Origin of the sequence: Thalassotalea hakodatensis, assembly GCF_030295995.1 — a bacterium.
GTDB lineage: Bacteria > Pseudomonadota > Gammaproteobacteria > Enterobacterales > Alteromonadaceae > Thalassotalea_C > Thalassotalea_C hakodatensis.
The window spans coordinates 973,144-989,267 of record NZ_AP027365.1 but is presented as its reverse complement, the minus strand read 5'-3'; the positions used below and the strand labels follow the sequence as shown (position 1 = coordinate 989,267).

Annotated in this window: 17 protein-coding genes; all 17 read right to left on the bottom strand. The window is 36.5% G+C overall.

Features of this window, described 5'->3' with window-relative positions; genetic code table 11:
• Position 1: 1 nt before the first annotated feature.
• A complete protein-coding gene (locus QUE72_RS04270) occupies positions 2–565 on the bottom strand; it encodes a hypothetical protein (RefSeq protein ID WP_074500612.1) in 564 nt (187 codons plus the stop codon).
• Positions 562–1,119 carry a hypothetical protein gene (locus QUE72_RS04265; RefSeq protein ID WP_286271768.1) on the bottom strand — a complete coding sequence of 186 codons (558 nt, stop codon included), beginning with the start codon at positions 1,117–1,119 and terminating at the stop codon, positions 562–564. The genes QUE72_RS04270 and QUE72_RS04265 overlap by 4 nt, the downstream gene beginning before the upstream one ends.
• A complete protein-coding gene (locus QUE72_RS04260) occupies positions 1,119–2,369 on the bottom strand; it encodes a PilN domain-containing protein (protein ID WP_286271767.1) in 1,251 nt (416 codons plus the stop codon). The genes QUE72_RS04265 and QUE72_RS04260 overlap by 1 nt, the downstream gene beginning before the upstream one ends.
• Positions 2,370–2,584: 215 nt before the next feature.
• A complete protein-coding gene (locus QUE72_RS04255; protein ID WP_286271766.1) occupies positions 2,585–3,499 on the bottom strand; it encodes a type II secretion system protein GspK in 915 nt (304 codons plus the stop codon).
• Entirely contained in the window at positions 3,483–4,172 is a 690-nt protein-coding gene (locus tag QUE72_RS04250) for a prepilin-type N-terminal cleavage/methylation domain-containing protein (RefSeq protein WP_286271765.1), read from the bottom strand. Before QUE72_RS04250 ends, QUE72_RS04255 begins: the two co-directional genes overlap by 17 nt.
• On the bottom strand, positions 4,169–4,603 hold the full coding sequence (locus QUE72_RS04245; protein WP_286271764.1) for a type IV pilus modification PilV family protein: 435 nt from the start codon (positions 4,601–4,603) through the stop codon (positions 4,169–4,171). The genes QUE72_RS04250 and QUE72_RS04245 overlap by 4 nt, the downstream gene beginning before the upstream one ends.
• Positions 4,604–5,077 carry a prepilin-type N-terminal cleavage/methylation domain-containing protein gene (locus tag QUE72_RS04240; RefSeq protein WP_286271763.1) on the bottom strand — a complete coding sequence of 158 codons (474 nt, stop codon included), beginning with the start codon at positions 5,075–5,077 and terminating at the stop codon, positions 4,604–4,606. It abuts the gene before it with no gap.
• Between the two features lies 1 nt (position 5,078).
• Positions 5,079–6,284 (bottom strand): type II secretion system F family protein, encoded by a 1,206-nt coding sequence (locus tag QUE72_RS04235; RefSeq protein ID WP_074500619.1) that lies wholly within the window; start codon positions 6,282–6,284, stop codon positions 5,079–5,081.
• Complete coding sequence (locus QUE72_RS04230) at positions 6,284–7,942, bottom strand: GspE/PulE family protein (RefSeq protein WP_175573149.1); 1,659 nt, start codon at positions 7,940–7,942, stop codon at positions 6,284–6,286. Before QUE72_RS04230 ends, QUE72_RS04235 begins: the two co-directional genes overlap by 1 nt.
• On the bottom strand, positions 7,942–8,337 hold the full coding sequence (gene gspG, locus QUE72_RS04225) for a type II secretion system major pseudopilin GspG (protein WP_074500620.1): 396 nt from the start codon (positions 8,335–8,337) through the stop codon (positions 7,942–7,944). The genes QUE72_RS04230 and gspG overlap by 1 nt, the downstream gene beginning before the upstream one ends.
• A 145-nt stretch (positions 8,338–8,482) precedes the next feature.
• Entirely contained in the window at positions 8,483–9,544 is a 1,062-nt protein-coding gene (wecA, locus tag QUE72_RS04220; protein ID WP_074500621.1) for a UDP-N-acetylglucosamine--undecaprenyl-phosphate N-acetylglucosaminephosphotransferase, read from the bottom strand.
• Between the two features lie 188 nt (positions 9,545–9,732).
• On the bottom strand, positions 9,733–12,480 hold the full coding sequence (locus tag QUE72_RS04215; RefSeq protein ID WP_286271760.1) for an SLBB domain-containing protein: 2,748 nt from the start codon (positions 12,478–12,480) through the stop codon (positions 9,733–9,735).
• Positions 12,481–12,514: 34 nt separating this feature from the next.
• A complete protein-coding gene (locus tag QUE72_RS04210; RefSeq protein ID WP_074500623.1) occupies positions 12,515–13,291 on the bottom strand; it encodes an MlaA family lipoprotein in 777 nt (258 codons plus the stop codon).
• Positions 13,292–13,421: 130 nt separating this feature from the next.
• Positions 13,422–13,811 carry a DUF2802 domain-containing protein gene (locus QUE72_RS04205; RefSeq protein ID WP_286271759.1) on the bottom strand — a complete coding sequence of 130 codons (390 nt, stop codon included), beginning with the start codon at positions 13,809–13,811 and terminating at the stop codon, positions 13,422–13,424.
• 117 nt (positions 13,812–13,928) lie between these two features.
• Positions 13,929–14,423, bottom strand: coding sequence for a chemotaxis protein CheW (locus QUE72_RS04200; protein ID WP_074500625.1), 495 nt, complete (start codon positions 14,421–14,423; stop codon positions 13,929–13,931).
• A gap of 88 nt (positions 14,424–14,511) precedes the next feature.
• Entirely contained in the window at positions 14,512–15,318 is an 807-nt protein-coding gene (locus QUE72_RS04195; protein ID WP_286271756.1) for a chemotaxis protein CheW, read from the bottom strand.
• Entirely contained in the window at positions 15,318–16,100 is a 783-nt protein-coding gene (locus QUE72_RS04190; RefSeq protein ID WP_286271754.1) for a ParA family protein, read from the bottom strand. The genes QUE72_RS04195 and QUE72_RS04190 overlap by 1 nt, the downstream gene beginning before the upstream one ends.
• Positions 16,101–16,124 lie beyond the last annotated feature (24 nt).

The following is a 16,124-nucleotide window of genomic DNA, read 5'->3' as shown; positions in this document are numbered from 1 at the left end:
GCTAGCTGCTTGTATTATACAAGTGAAGATTTATCACATTGCTGTAACCAGTTAATATCAGTTTATTAGGCAATATGTTTGTTACGGCATAACCGTTTAATGTATCTGTTAAGGTGACTCTGCGAAGCTCACGTTTATTTGTTGTTAAGTTTTCTTGGGCAACAACAGCGAAACGACCATCTTGCTCAAACGTTCCAACTAACATTAATCGCATATTTTTAGCATATAGCTCTTTTAAATCACCTTTTTGGGCTAACATTTCTGCTTCAGATAAACCTTGCTGTTTTTCTACTTTAGTTTTTGCCGTTGATTCGTATCGCTTTAGCTTTTCAGAAATTTGTTTAAATTCTACTTCATTCAATGCAAGAAGTCCGGTTGATGATAGTTGCTCTTGAGACCATTCATTACTAACTTGCGCAGTACCATCATTAAAACGAGTAACGAAATCAAAAAATATTAAGAATAAGATGATTCCCCAAACAACAACTAACTCTCGTTTAGTAAATTTTTTTAACCCGTGTACTTCGTTCTCGGTCGTTGTCACTTTTTTAAAGTTCAACATCATTTAGCTTCCAGGTTCGTCGAAAGGTTATAAGCTGAAAAAACAAGACTACCTGAAGCCTCGCCAAGAGAGTTTTCTTTCATTCTTCGGATATATATCGTCCATTCTACAATGTTAAAAAAGGTCGCTTGATCTGATAGATCCATATGCAATAGTGCTATATCGTTTGTATCACCTTCAAAAAAAATTTTAGCGCGTAATTCTTTGATATCACCTTCAAGTTCATTGGGCCACGTGAAGTTTTTTATTTTTACCTTGTGTTGACTAAACTTTTTTTCTACTTGTTGCTGCAAGGATAATTTCATCTCATTTGTAGAACTAAAACTGTGATAAAGCGTTTTTGTTCGCTCATTTATTTTTTCTACATCTGTTAGCGAAACTGCTAGTGTTTCCTTACGTGCTATTACATTTTCAGCTTTATTTAACCTCGTTGCCTTTGCAGTTATGTCGTCAATATTTTCTTGTTGCCAATCAAAAACAGGTACAACTATAAATCGAATTGCCGCGAGCAAAGCAACAACTAATAACAAGTTTTTACGATTTCTTAGTGTGCTCATCAATTACTCCTTACTTCAGGGAGTGCTTGTTTAGATGCAGGTTCTACACGACTACTTTTTACTAATTCATTAGTGTTGAGCGTAAAGCTAATACTGAATTCTTCACGTCCCCTACTTTTACGTACAGGCTTTGAAAAGCTTGGTTGCATTAAATAAGGATTTTTAGTTAATTTTGACAATATATCGGTAGCTCTTTGACCTTCATTAGCCCACCCTTGGATAGTCACTGTTTCATTTTTATATAAAATCGCTTTTAATTGAGCACCTGAAGCAATAACGTCTAAAGCTATATGCCAAATATTCCAATGAGGATTTTGATTTTGTAAAGGTGCTTGTAACTGCTTATGCTGACTTACTGCTGTTTGGTACGCTTTTTGAAGTGACAAGGATTCATTCACCTGCTCGGCTTTGTTTGTTAAAGCGTAATCCAAGTGTGCATTTCGCAAGACAAGCCAACCACTTGTAAGTAATAAATAACCGCTGAAGAGGGTAACTGCAATTATGCCTGCTTCTTTCCACGGGTAATCTTGCCAGTTGATTTTCTCTGACTTTACCACAAACCCTTGAAGCGACGTAATACCTTGCCTTAATAATCCTTCATATAATAAAGCAACAAAATCGGATTGCTCTTCTGTGCTTAAACACTGTTCTTGTTCAGTTACTAGTGGAGCACCTGAAGCCAATGCAAACAACTCTATTGAAGGTGTATTGGCAGACTGAATACCAGATACGATACCTTGGCCGGTTTTAGAGATAAACAAAGTATTTGATAAGGTTTTTATGCAAGCAATCGATACTTTATCATCAAGTGCATTAGCTAACAAAAACGATTCCGGAATAATTAACCAAGGTTTTTCCTTTATTGAATCAAATATTTTTGGTTCTACAACCCAAAGCGTAACTCTATGGCTATGTTCATTTATTCGTTCTATAAATTTTAGTGTTGTACCTGAAAAAGGTGCATTGTCGTCGTCATATTCTAATGCTTTTAATAATTCGCGTTTATTGGCAATCGGATAGACCTTAGAAACTTCGAAATAATGCTCGCGACCTAAAATTAACCAAGTAGCTTTAGCGATCTTTTCTTTGGGTTGTTTAATTAAGGAAACACCCTCTTTTTTGTCACTCTTTATCGCGTAAAATTCATTCGATAAATATCCACCACGATCCGCTAACTTTTCTTTGATGAATGCTAGTATACGTGATTTTTGCTGAGTATTTTTTGATGCTTGATTATTAGCTTGTTGCAATTTACTTTCTTAATGATCGCCGAATTAACGGGGGTAAAATTATACACGACAATAGTTATATTGGAAGTAGCTATTACCTTAACGAATAGGAGTATCCTACCTCAGTACTCACACACCATACAATGTATTCTGATCTTTTATGTCCAAAATAGCCATTATTTTAGTAAAAGAGTATTTCAACCATTGCCTTTACGATAAAAACAAATCATCTAGATTTAATAACGAGCAAAAATCATTAAAGGTTCGTTGGCAAATGGTTCGAATTTAAACTCTATTGTTTCTTGTAACACCACATCATTCACACTTGCTTGTATACTCAAGGTTAAGTGGTTAGCCGGAAAAAAAGATAAATATGTCTCATCATATTGATTATTCAATATCCCATTAATTTCCTCCTTAGTCAAAACTCGGTTTTGTCGTTCAGCAATTATTTGTTCAGCTACATCTAATGGAAATAGGAGCTTTAATAAATGGTTTGGGGCATTTTGAATCTTAAGTCCCGCTAATGGATATAATGTACTCATTGACTTTATAGACTCTAAAGCCACTTGATGACTTTCAAAAAACAAATCAATCTCTTGTGACAATTGTATCGGAAAATTTCGATATTCAAAGCCATTTTCAAGCATTGTTGGCTCTTGTTCACCAACAATCCAAGCATCTGTATCTTTGTCTTGCCAATCACCAAAGCGCCCCTGAAATTCTTTTATCTGCTGGTCTTGTAGGCCTAAATTCTCTAATGCTACGCGCCAGAATGGCCACTTTATGAACTGTAATGGTAATAACCCTGCATTATCTTGAATACGTACTTTTATGACAATACTTTCATCGTTTATTAATACAAAAGGTTGCCCATACACATTCCAAGGTTCACTGTTTGGATAAAGCTGTTCAAGGTGCTCATCGTTTTGTTGTGTCAATAACAAGTACAACATTTTACTTTGTGTGCTTTTTATCAAGTTGCTTGCTTGAATTCGGTTTTCAAGGGCTGTAGCGGTAGCAATTTGCTCTCTTGCTGTATACGTAAAACTCAACGCTAATAAACTGATAATCATGCTAATTAACAAGACTTGTACTAATGCAATACCCGACTGTCTTGTATAGGATGTAGAGTTAATCTTGATTGACATAGTTTGATAATACTGCTGGGATTGGCCGATTCAAACGGGATTGTATCGAATACTGTTTACCTTCAACGGTAAAAGTTACACTTACCTGTTCTGGAAAAACAAGTTTTTCTAAACTATTATAATCGCTAAGCCACTCCTTTTGCGGAGGTTGCATACTTGTTAGGTCAGGTGTCCAATTTTTATTTTCTAAAGAGGACCAACCGAAATAGAGAAACTCTGCATTTTTTACCCTATCAAATAAAACAACTGAATGCTCAAACTCTAATTGTTGTGTTACCTGTACTAACATTTGTTGAACCATTGGTGATTCTTCATACAACAAGCGAAATGTAAAATCCTCATTTTGTTCGAACTTTAGTCTAATCACTGCTGCAACTTCTGGATCAAACATTGATCTTAGTGTTACCGCAACAAATCCATTTCTATTACCTTCGAAATAATATTTGGCACCTTGTTTATTATCTGTAACAACATAACCAGTAATACTCTGCAAAGACTCCTGTAGAAGTAGCAAATTCTTCGTGGTTGTTAAGGTTTGGTTAAAATAGCCAAGGCGGCCATTCCACCTATCACTAAATAACGAATATGCATTAGTTGCAATGAGCATTACCATGGAAAGTAACGTCATCGATACTAGCATCTCAATTAAGGTGAAACCTTTGCTCCTCTTCACCAACTTACCTCATTAAAATGATATTCTCTTATCGCTTTATCAATGGAGAGTTGAAGTTCTATATTCCACAAAACAAACTGGTTGATAGATTTTTCCAGTTCACCACTCGCCAAACTGATGCGCTCAGGTGGTGCGCTAATATAAGCAGGTTTCGCTATCCAAGAGAAGGTTACTCGCCCCCACTGGCCTTGATCTTCCATTATTTCTTGTTGATTTGAAGCTTGAATATTAGCTTTGATACTTTCACTTATTGTTTCGACAGCTGCTGAAAACAATAAGGTTCGTTCTGCTTTACCACTTGATAATATCGCACCTCTATACACTAACGTGATAGAGGCGATAACTAAAAACAAAATAAAGGAAGCGACTAAAACTTCAATTAACGTAAAACCGCGCGAGTAAACGTAACGTTTTCCGCTATTAATTCTCATCTATTGCTCCAATAAAGCAATCAAGTCTAATTGTCGAGTTTTATTATTCTGTCGAAACTCAAGTGTAGTAATATCAACCATACCATTTTTATTAAAAAACATGACAGATTCGTCAAAAAATAAGAATTCAAATTGTTGCTCTAACAGTTGAAAGCTTGTCGCTTGGTTTTGTTCGTTGAATATATCATTTGTTGCCACTTTGGAAATGATAACTTGATGCTTGTTAAGTTCAACTTTGACCGTTGAGCCATTTGAAAAAGCTTTAATGCTGGCTTTTCTTAGCAAATTACAAAACGACAAGAATTCACTTTGAGCACTAGCTTTATCCACAGTATTAATGGCTAATGGCGCTACAATTGACATCATAGTCATCATAATAGAGATGACAACTAATAACTCTATTAATGTTACTCCTCTAACAGAGCGATACTTACGTTTACACAAACAAGTTTGTTTTTGCGAACGTAAAAACATTTTAAAACCCGAGTTCATTGACTGATATAATGCTTAGTAGCATTGTTACAACAACACTACCAACTATACCGCCCATTGTAAGGATTAGTAAAGGTTCTAAGGTAGATGTCATTTTGTCCGTCCAACTCTCAAACTCTGCCCTTGAGCGGGAAGCTATTTCATTGAATACAGGTGACAACTTACCACTTTCTTCACCTACTTCAAGCAACGAAAGAAAAAACTCTGGGTAAATAGGACTTCGGCCAAGAGAAGCAGTTAACCCCTCCCCTTTCTTAATTTGTTCTTTGGCAGCTATTAGGCCCTGTCGAATAAAACGGTTTTTTACACTTCCCGCTGATAGTTCTAACGCTTTATCAATTGAAATGCCCGCATCAATCATCATAGATAATGCCGCATTAAACCTTATACGTTCTACAACGAGCAACGCTCCTTTAATTAAAGGCGTTTTTATTAATACTTCATCAAGCCTTCGCTTAGTATTTGGATTTTTAAACGCAGCCATTAGCCCTATAATAGCAGCTGCAATCGCGAGAAAAAGAAACCATTGATACTGCTGCATCCAAGCACTTACATCTAATAAAACTTTTGTGTAAATAGGTAACTCTGGCAACCCATCAAACAACCCGCTCATTTGAGGTACAATGTAATTAAATATAAATAAAATACATAATATACAAACACTTAAAATAACCAAGGGATAGGTAAGGGATTGTATAATTTTTCGCTTAAGATTTGCTTTAAACTTTAGATCTATGGCGAGCTTTTCAAAAACATTAGATAAATCACCACTAGCTTCTCCTAACCGCACTAAATTAATGTAAAGGAGATCAAAAACATCAGGATGTTCTGCCATGGCATCTGACAGCATATTTCCACGTTTCACTGCTGTATATAACTCTTTAAGTAGTTTTTCAGAAGCACCTTTCGCTTTATTACGTTGCAAAATATATAAGCTTTTGTCTATTTTTACGCCATTTTTTAATAATATAGACAGCTCAGATGTAATAAATTCTAACTCGTCTAGGCTAACCGTTTTACTTTCAAATAAACTAATTGAAGACTTATTTTCACCCTGTTCTTTTAAAGAAATGATAATAAGTTTTTGTTCAACTAATTCTTTTTTAGCAAGCTCAAATGTATTTGCATCAAGAATACCTTCAACTTTAGCACCATGAACATCGTACGCTTGATAAAGAAATTGAGCCATTAACCACAAACCCTAATAATTTCATCCACTGTAGTAAGACCTTTCATTGCTTTTACTAAACCGTCTTCAAGTAAAGTACGTCCGCCGATACTTTTATTATGTGCTTTCGCTTCAGCGATGAACCTTTCATTTTTAGGTAAACTTGTAATTTCTTGGTCTGAGCGTAAATATTCAATAACAGCCATTCGGCCCTTGTAGCCGCTATTATTACAGTGCTCACAACCTTGAGGTTGGCATAAAGTGATTTCTGTCAGATTGTTTTTATTAGCGAGTTCTTCCAATTGATATTTGTTAATTAACTCCTTCTGTTCAGGGTGCGGAATAGTGCAGTGTTGACAAACTTTACGTGCCAATCTTTGCGCGATAATAGATACTAACGCCGCATTCAACAAAAATTCTTCTACACCTAAATCAAGTAAACGCGTGTATGCACTGGGCGCATCATTTGTATGAACTGTACTAAAAACTAAATGACCGGTAAGTGCAGACTGCATTGCTATTCGTGCAGTTTCCTTATCTCGAATTTCACCTATCATTATAATGTCAGGATCTTGCCTAACAATACTGCGTAAACCAGCGCTAAAATCAAAACCAATATCAGGCTTAACTTGTACTTGGTTAACTCCTTCTAATTGATATTCTACTGGATCTTCTAAGGTAATTATTTTCACATCATCATCGTTAAGTTCATTCAAGAACGTATACAAAGTCGTGGTTTTACCACTACCTGTTGGCCCCGTAAGTAAAATAACACCTGCAGTATGTTTTAAGTCGTCTTTTATTTTTGTTTCGATATCCTCGGAGAGCCCTAAAACATCCATTTCATATTGAACTGCGTCTTTTCTTAAAAAACGCATAACCATACTTTCACCATCATTTAAAGGTAATGAAGATACTCGAATATCTAACGCTATATTTGAAATCTTCATTTCAATTTTGCCATCTTGTGGTCTGCGCTTTTCGGCAATATCCATATCAGCTAATATCTTAAGCCGTGAAATGACAGCAAGTTGAAGCCGTAATGGTAAGGTTTCTATCTCTTGTAAAACCCCATCAACGCGAAATCTGACTCTATATCTACCTCTTTGCGGCTCAAGATGCATATCTGAAGCACCTTGTTTAAGTGCTCTTGCAATAAGTGAGTTTAATAAGTTAACCGTTGGGGCTTCACTAGCTAGTTCTCTTAACTTATCTTCTTCAACATCTGATAATAATTGCGTATCATTTCCAGCATTCACTTGCTGTTCAATATGATTAATTTGAAATTTCTGAAAAACATCGTCAGTTGTAATAACGCTTGAGTATTTAACATGTAAACTCTGTAAATACTGAATAACTTCCCAATTTAAAGGAGATACGGTAACAAAAGTATAATGCTTGCCGTTTTGTTTATATGGATACCAACCTCGGTCTGTTAAAAACTTTACATTTAAGTCGGCTCCAATAGGAGGTTCTAATGTTTCAAACTCATCTAAGGTTAAAATAGGTAACTGCAATAGACGACTATAAAAAGAGGGTAGGTTATCTTCAGAAAAGCTTCCCATGTTAATAAGTAAACGCTCTAAAGCGCCACCAAACTTGGATTGATATGCTTTTGCTTTTTCAATATCATCTAAGGCAACATCAAATTCCTGAAGGGTTTGCTCCATATTCAGCATTATTGATGCACCAAATCTTCATCTTCATCTTTACCGCCTAAAACACCGTCCTTCCCATAACTCATTAAGACGTAGTCTTCCCCATTAGGGCCAGGTGACTTGTATTGATAAGCGTTACCCCATGGGTCACTAGGTACATCTTTAGGTATGTATGGACCATCCCAATTAGGCTTTTCTGATACTCGTAATTCGGATAATGCAGTCGGATAGTCGCCAATATCTAATCGATAAGTATCTAAAGAAGTTTGTAACATTTGCATTTGGGCTAATGCTGTTTTTTGTTTAGAAGAACCAACTTTCGAAAACATTTTTGGTGCTACTAAAGACATAAGTAACCCTAAAATAACGATAACAATAAGTAGTTCAATTAAAGTAAATCCACGATTTTTGTACATACAAATAAAACACAGTTAGTCAAATTAATGCAGCAAATATTACCAAGATAAAACAAATGAGTCATTAAAAGTTTACAGGGAATATGTAAGAAAAAATACTTGAAAAAAATCTATTAACACATACTTTAATTGAAGCACAACTGAACTATCTATTTTTATTAATATGCTTTATGAATCGCCAAGCATGCTGCATTGCATAAGAATAAATACAAAATAACAATAAAAAAGCACTTAACATGAGTGGTTCAGAAATGCTGAAAATTTCGCCCATAATACCAATACTAGAGCAAAAGACTGCAAGTGTACTTATCACCCATAATGCTTGACGAGATGTTAAACCTAATCTCATACATATGTGATGTAAGTGTCCATTATCAGCTTGAAAAGGAGAAACGCCTTTACGCATTCTTCGTATCATAATTGCAAACATATCCATCAAAGGAATTGCAATCACCCACAATGCTGTTACAGGTCTAAATGATGCTTCGCCGTATACTGTATTTTGCGTTTTCAATGTTAACAACCAAATAACCGTTAAGCCCATAAACATACTACCTGCATCGCCCATAAAAATCTTTTTACCACGTGGATTTCGAGTACTCACATTATAAAAAAGATAAGGAATTATCGCGACAACAAGAATTAACGGTAATAGTACATCGGCAGAATTATCATTTAATGTGGTTAATAAAGTTATTGAAAGTATTGAAATAATACTCATTGAGCCTGCAAGACCATCGATACCGTCAATCATATTAAAGGCATTAATAGCAGCAACACAGGCAAGCATGGTAAATATCATGCCGTATGAACCTACATTTACGTTGCCAAACGAAAAAATATTGCCAAAGTCGTATATATAAATACCTGCACCAAAAACCATTAATGAGGCTACAATACCTTGAAAGATCATACGAGGTGCTACACTTAGATCATAGATATCATCCATCGTGCCAATAAATACGAGTAACGCTGAGGAAATAAAATATAAGTTAATAATTTGATTTTGTTCAACAAAAAACGTTGAAGCTATTAACACCCCAGTATAAATTGAAATACCGCCAATAAGGGGGATAGCGCCGTCATGCTTTTTACGCTCATTTGGTAGATCAACTAAACCAATATGTGGCGCTAAGGGAAGTAACACTTTAATTGTAGAAATAGAAACACAGAAAGCGACAAGTAAAGCACTTAAAATAAGAAGCATTCAATAAACCTTGGTATTTAAAAAAATACACGAGCCAGTAAGCATAAAAAATTTCGCTAATTATAGTAGGCTAGCTAGTTAGAATCTAGGGTAAACAGCAAATATTTTACAAACAACCACGTCAATTCATCAAATGTGAAAACGGCGAGTTATAACTGAAGCATTATCTCGCCGTTTAACACTATTGTCTACAAATTAGAAATTGCTGCAACTGCTACCGCTGCTTGATAGATAATTTGTGTAGCTACCTGCCATAACGTTAAATCTTCCATATAATATGAATCTAACGGTACAACAACGGTATCACCCGGTTGTAACTCCTGTGTATCCGAAGCGAACCAGCTGTCACCACTTGGAATATGCACTTGGCCATTGGCTTTGATAACATAAACACGATCTTCATCTGCTTGCTTTTTCATTCCACCACTTAAACCAATATAATCAAAAGCATCTAAATGGGTTTGATAAATATGTGAAGACGTCACTTGAACCTGCCCTACCACATTAACAGAGTTTTGTTTGGTTGGAATATACAGCATATCGCCGTCTTCAAGTATCACGTCTGTTTGCTCGTTTGCCACGATTAATGGGATATCAATCACTAAACGACCAATGGGTTTTACACTAGTTAAATCAGCTAATAGTTGGCTTGTTTGTTCGTAATCAAACGAACTGTTGCCATCTCGATCAGAGAGATTCTTAGAAGCAATTTCCATACGTAAGCTTTCTGACACCTTAACAAGGTTTTTCAGCTCTAACTCTTTAATGGTTTCTCGCGTAAATAATGAACCTTCAAGATAGGCAAAATCAGTAAAACCACCCACACGCTTGATTAATTGCCCCAGTGTTTCTCCCCTGCGAATGGTGTATTTACCAGGGAACATAAACTCACCTTTGAGTTCAACAGTGTGGTTTTCTTGCCAAGCAGGTATATGATGAATATTTAATCTGTCTTTGCTTTGTAATTGTTTATTCTGGCTGCTCTCCCCTGCGAGTGCACTGGCAAGGTCAATTTTAAATGCTTGCTTTACCGCTAAACCGTTTTCTATATCATTTCTAGTCATTTCAGCATTTGCTAAATATGCAGATTCTTGAAGGCCACCGGCGGCTTTGACTAAGTCATCAACACGACCATTTTTTGCTAGTGGATAAACCCCTGGAAACTTAACAGCACCATCAACCTCAACGAGTTGTAACGGTTCACCAGAGGCAGCTTGACGCTTTAATTGCTCTATAACGGGTGCTAGCAAACGCTTACGTGAGAAAAAGTTAAGTTCTCGTAATTCTGGCTCTTCTTCTTCAGCACCTGTTAATTCCTCAATAGACTTATACGTTTGTTTTAACGTTTCTTCCGCTTTGTTGACTTCTTCTGTTAAATTTAACGCATTTTGTGAGTTTTCATTTTCGTAATATTGCCAGAATAGCTTGTCTTCATGTCTTTTCTCTGCATTTTCTTTTTCTAACAGTAAGAGCTCATCTTTCGTGAAAGCTAAACTTTCTAAACTATCAATTTCAGTTGAAATAACCTCTTGATTAGAAAATATTAACACTCTGTCGCGAGCCTGCAGCACTAAATTATCTTCTGAGTTTTTGTCACTTACTGCATTAAATAAACTAAATTGTAATATGTCTATATTGCGACCAATGTCTTTTTCGCGGATCACTAAACCGTAAGTTAAGTCAGCATCACTGGCAACATACGCATGAATGTTCGGGATTAAATCGGCTATGCGTTGCCCTTCGTACCATTGATATTTTCCTGGTCTAGTAACTGCACCAATAAAGGTGACAGAATTTTCATATTGCGAAGATGTTTTCGTTACTTTTACTACATCACCGTCTTTAGCTTTTTCTGAAAGTGCTGTAGATGAATTGAAATCAACCGTCTTTACAGTTCTAAGGTTATTATCATTAAACCCTTCAACAATCGTTGAAGAGGGGTATGCAGAAGGCAACATACCGCCAGCCATTTTAATGACATCTTGAAATTTCTCACCTTCTTTTAATTCGTAAATAGCAGGTCTTTTCACTTCACCATCGACAGTCACTCTATCTCCAACAGAGGAAATAAACACTACGTCTCCAGATTTTAAAAGAATATCGTGACTAGAATCACCTTTGATAAGTAAGTCATATAGATCTAAGTTTGCGACGAGTTTTCCACCGCGCTTAATTTGAATATCACGTAACGAGCCTACCTCACTAATACCACCTGCTGCGATAATAGCGTGTGTGGCACTTGATAACGAATTTAACACGTATTGACCCGGTCTATAGGCATCGCCTAGAACAAACACACGAATTGAGCGTAAGTCAGACAAAGTAACGATAACGTTAACGCCTAATACTTTGTTTTTAATTTCATTCGCTAAATACTGTTTTGCTTCAATAAAGGTCATACCGGTAACATTAAATGCTCCGAGTTGCGGAACAACAACATCACCTTCTCTTGAAACCTCAATTTCAAAATCATTACTTTCTTTGCCAAACATTTGAATTTTTAGCGTATCACCCGGACCAACTAAATAGTTCTCCGGAATAGCAATATCCATAGAAGGCGCAAAGGTAAAAGGTTCATTGGCAAACACGTCATAACCAAAAGGTTTTGGCTTACCGTCATCATCTTCTTCTTTTTCTAGTTCTGCTTCTTGATCAAAAATAGGGTTACCAAATTCATCGTATTTAGTCCCTCGAGGAAAAAGTTGCGGTAATGCTTCTTCTTTTTGCTCTGTTTTCTTGTTATTGCTACCTGAAAGCTGAGCTCGTATTGCGTTATAATCAACTCCCATGCTTTGCGCTAATGATTTTTGCTGAGCTGGTGGTAATCGCTTAAATTGTTCGAGCTGCTGTGGGGAAATATTCGAAGGTATTTGCGCCGAAATTGCATTGCCAACAAATAGATATATAAACAAAAATACAGTGATTATTTTTTTCATTGATAAAACCAAGTTAAACCTAAATTATTGTTATTTACTCTTCGCCGCCGTCGAGTTCGTCCATAAATGCTTCAAAGTCTGCATCGTCTTCACTCTCTTCAATGGGAGGATTACCATCATAAACTTTAAATTTCATATTTTGAAAGTACGCATTTTTGACAAATTGATAAGTATCTGTCGAATTTTCTAGCATTTGTTCTTGATCTTTTAATTGCGCACGCTGTTCTAACGCGATAATACCAACTCTGACTAAGTTTGGCCAAAAGTCAATCACCGCCATTGGCCAGTAGTAACGATCAACATAATCGCCTACTTCATCACGAACAGAACTAGGCCCCATTGCAGGAAGCATTAAAAAAGGGCCATCACCTACACCATAACTACCAAGCACTTCGCCAAACTCTTCATGTTTTCTGCCCCAACCGAAGTCGCTAGCAGGGTCAAAGAAACCAAACAATCCAATAGTTGAGTTTAATATAAAGCGCCCTGTGCTTTTAGCTGCGTCACTAAACTTACCTTGTAATAAGTTGTTGATTACCGCCGAAGGTTCGTTCAAGTTCAGTGCCATGTTATAAACACCTGAACGAAAGTCTTTATTTACGTTATCGACATATGCTTCAGATGCAGGCTTTAACACATATTTATCTGCGTACTCCCAATTAAACGTCCAGATGGGGCGGTTGATCGTTTCAAGTGGGTCTTTAGGATCACCTGCGGCTTCATGGTGCGCTGGTGTAGAAGAACAACCGACTAGCCAAACAGCAGTAAGCGCGATAAATAAGTTTTTTAGATGTATTAGCGACCGTGACAACGTACTCTTTCCTTAAGAAAATCTAAGCTGAAAAAATTCCGAGCAAAGTTTACCACGAGCAATCGCTGTGACATAGTCTTTAACAGTTGAATTTAACAAGAAAAGTTTATAAAAAATGTAAGAAAATAGTTTAACTAGATGACTTACTGCTCCGCTTATGCATTGCAATTAGCATCTCAGCCTCTATTCTAGGCAATTGGCATACGACCATTAACTCATTGACATCGGCGCCTAATTTAACCATTTTTTGCGCGCGGGAGTATAACTTGTCTTCAGGTTGTTGATGCTGAAATTCAGCTAATTCTGCTTGTAATGTAGCGATTGATTCTTTCAATGCATTCGTTCGGTGGGTTAATTGACCACTTACTTGTTCTTGTTCTACTTGCCAATCAGCTGCTGTAGACAATTTATCGTTAACGGTCTTTGCAGTGTTCATTAGCTCTTGTTGTAAATCAGTAACAAGTATTTCTAAACCTGAAAGTTGAGTAGTTAAGTACGCTGTTTTTTTTGAAAGGTTCATTATTTTAACAAAACAAATAATGTTCAGTATCAGCAAGCACGCGATAACTGCATATTCAATATAGTTGAGTAGCTCATTCATAATGTTTATGGTATTTGCCACTTCGGTGGCAAATACTTAGAATTGCTTCAATTCATCCCACTCGTCGTCAGTTAGTAACTTATTTAAATCAACTAAAATAAGTAATTCACCGTCTCGGTTTGATACGCCTTGAATAAATTTAGCACTTTCTTCGTTGCCCACATTGGGCGCAATATCAATTTCAGACGCTTTTAAATAAACCACTTCAGCAACACTGTCGACTAAAATACCTATCACTTGCTTTTCAGATTCAATAATGACAATTCTTGTATTATCCGTGACTTCGGATGATGGCAAACCGAATCGTGAGCGGGTATCAATGACAGTAACTACGTTACCACGTAAATTGATAATGCCTAGTACATAAACCGGTGCGCCAGGTACAGGTGCTATTTCACTATAACGTAACACTTCTTGAACTTGCATTACATTAATGCCGTAAGTTTCGCTATCTAATTTAAACGTGACCCACTGAAGCACTTCATCATTCGTGTCTACATTATCACTTGCACTGCGTCTTTCATCAGACATACCGCTCGCCTCTTTCGCGTTAATTCTTCAAAAATCTATTATAAAGATAGATTTACCTTGTTAATACATCAAATTAATTCTTACGTTATTAAGCATTTTGATGAATATTCGCACCATCATTTAACATCATGATTAGTGCGTCTACATCAATTAATGCACACATACGTTCTTTTATCAAACCCGCTAACCATGGACGCTTCGTTGAACCTGTTAACCATTTAACGTCATCTTGCTCTAAGGTTACCGTATCAATTAGGTTTTCAGCCAACAAACCCCACTGACTATTATTTAACATTATAACATACTGATAGTTCAATGAATTAATAAGGTTATCGTTACATTTTTCCGGCATTATCCATTGAGCAGTGTCAACAACATTAATTTTTTCGTCCCTATGTAGCATAACACCTTTAAACCAAGCAGGTTTCCCCATTAAACTATTGGTTTTATCTACGTTGTGAATGCCACCTAATTCAATAAGAGGTACAGCAACAATAAGCCCTGCTACATCGAAAAACATAGCCTGAAAAGCTCCCTTACGATAATCTTTGTCAGCTTTAACAATAAATTCAGCTTTACTTTTGCGTGTCGTAATTGCTTCTGGTTCTTCAGTGGTCGTTGGTACTTTGATTTGTGGTTCAGCTGTTTTCTCTTTTGCTTTTATCTCGGGCTTAGCTGTTATCTCAGGGGGTTTATTTAACGATTTTGCAGACGTTATAACATCAAGTTGTTTTTCATCAACATTGTGCGTCACACTTGCTTGCTGTAATAATTCATTTAATTGTTGTTTTTGTTCTAATACAGGTTCAACTGAGTCTTCAGTTAATAACTCAGACAGATAGTTTTGCATTAAACCTTTGCTTGCACTTAACGAGCCTTTATCTTTTGCAGCCATTAATGACGCTCCTGAATGCTTTCAAGAGACAAAAGATAATCTAACAAGTTTTTATAGGCTGTTACCCCTCGCGTTGAGGCTTGAAAATCAGAGGGAACTTGTTGTGCTACACTAGCATTTCTAAAGTTTGTGTCTATAGGGATAACTCCTTGCCAAACGGTGTTACCATAGACTTCTTGCAGCTTTCTATATGCTAAAAGCGATGCTTTAGTTCGCTTATCAAACATGGTTGGCACTATTGTATAAGTAAAAGGTTCTTGTTGTTCACCTTGCATAATATCAAGTGTTTTCATCATCCGATCTAACCCTTTCAACGCTAGGAACTCAGTTTGTACTGGCACAATAATGCGATCTGCAGCAGCAAGAGCATTAACCATTAATACCCCTAATACAGGTGGGCAATCCATCAATACTACGTCATATTCGTCTTGAAGCTGGGCAATAGCCTTTTTTAGCACTAACCCCATACCGCCTTTTGCACCTAATGCTCTATCTAACGTAGCTAATCCCATAGTCGCGGGTAATATATCGATGTTTTTATATTGTGTGGGACACAGGCTTTGCATGATCTGCTCTTTGGTAGACACTTGTGTAAACAGGTCATATACGCTTAACTCAAGATCTTCAGATTCGATACCAAAATAATAGCTCAAAGACGCGTGTGGATCAGTATCAACAAGTAAAACGCGTTTACCTTGCTCGGCTAATAAACCGCCAATCGAAATCGTTGTGGTTGTTTTACCCACACCACCCTTTTGATTTGCAACTGTCCAAACTAACAAGTTATCACCTATATAGCACTGTGG

What these genes read in the sequence shown, in the direction of transcription:
- QUE72_RS04270 (WP_074500612.1), bottom strand. Translation starts at nt 565, where the DNA reads ATGATGTTGAACTTTAAAAAAGTGACAACGACCGAGAACGAAGTACAC.
- QUE72_RS04265 (WP_286271768.1), bottom strand. Translation starts at nt 1,119, where the DNA reads ATGAGCACACTAAGAAATCGTAAAAACTTGTTATTAGTTGTTGCTTTG.
- QUE72_RS04255 (WP_286271766.1), bottom strand. Translation starts at nt 3,499, where the DNA reads ATGTCAATCAAGATTAACTCTACATCCTATACAAGACAGTCGGGTATT.
- QUE72_RS04245 (WP_286271764.1), bottom strand. Translation starts at nt 4,603, where the DNA reads ATGAGAATTAATAGCGGAAAACGTTACGTTTACTCGCGCGGTTTTACG.
- QUE72_RS04240 (WP_286271763.1), bottom strand. Translation starts at nt 5,077, where the DNA reads ATGTTTTTACGTTCGCAAAAACAAACTTGTTTGTGTAAACGTAAGTAT.
- QUE72_RS04235 (WP_074500619.1), bottom strand. Translation starts at nt 6,284, where the DNA reads ATGGCTCAATTTCTTTATCAAGCGTACGATGTTCATGGTGCTAAAGTT.
- QUE72_RS04230 (WP_175573149.1), bottom strand. Translation starts at nt 7,942, where the DNA reads ATGCTGAATATGGAGCAAACCCTTCAGGAATTTGATGTTGCCTTAGAT.
- gspG (WP_074500620.1), bottom strand. Translation starts at nt 8,337, where the DNA reads ATGTACAAAAATCGTGGATTTACTTTAATTGAACTACTTATTGTTATC.
- wecA (WP_074500621.1), bottom strand. Translation starts at nt 9,544, where the DNA reads ATGCTTCTTATTTTAAGTGCTTTACTTGTCGCTTTCTGTGTTTCTATT.
- QUE72_RS04215 (WP_286271760.1), bottom strand. Translation starts at nt 12,480, where the DNA reads ATGAAAAAAATAATCACTGTATTTTTGTTTATATATCTATTTGTTGGC.
- QUE72_RS04205 (WP_286271759.1), bottom strand. Translation starts at nt 13,811, where the DNA reads ATGAACCTTTCAAAAAAAACAGCGTACTTAACTACTCAACTTTCAGGT.
- QUE72_RS04200 (WP_074500625.1), bottom strand. Translation starts at nt 14,423, where the DNA reads ATGTCTGATGAAAGACGCAGTGCAAGTGATAATGTAGACACGAATGAT.
- QUE72_RS04195 (WP_286271756.1), bottom strand. Translation starts at nt 15,318, where the DNA reads ATGGCTGCAAAAGATAAAGGCTCGTTAAGTGCAAGCAAAGGTTTAATG.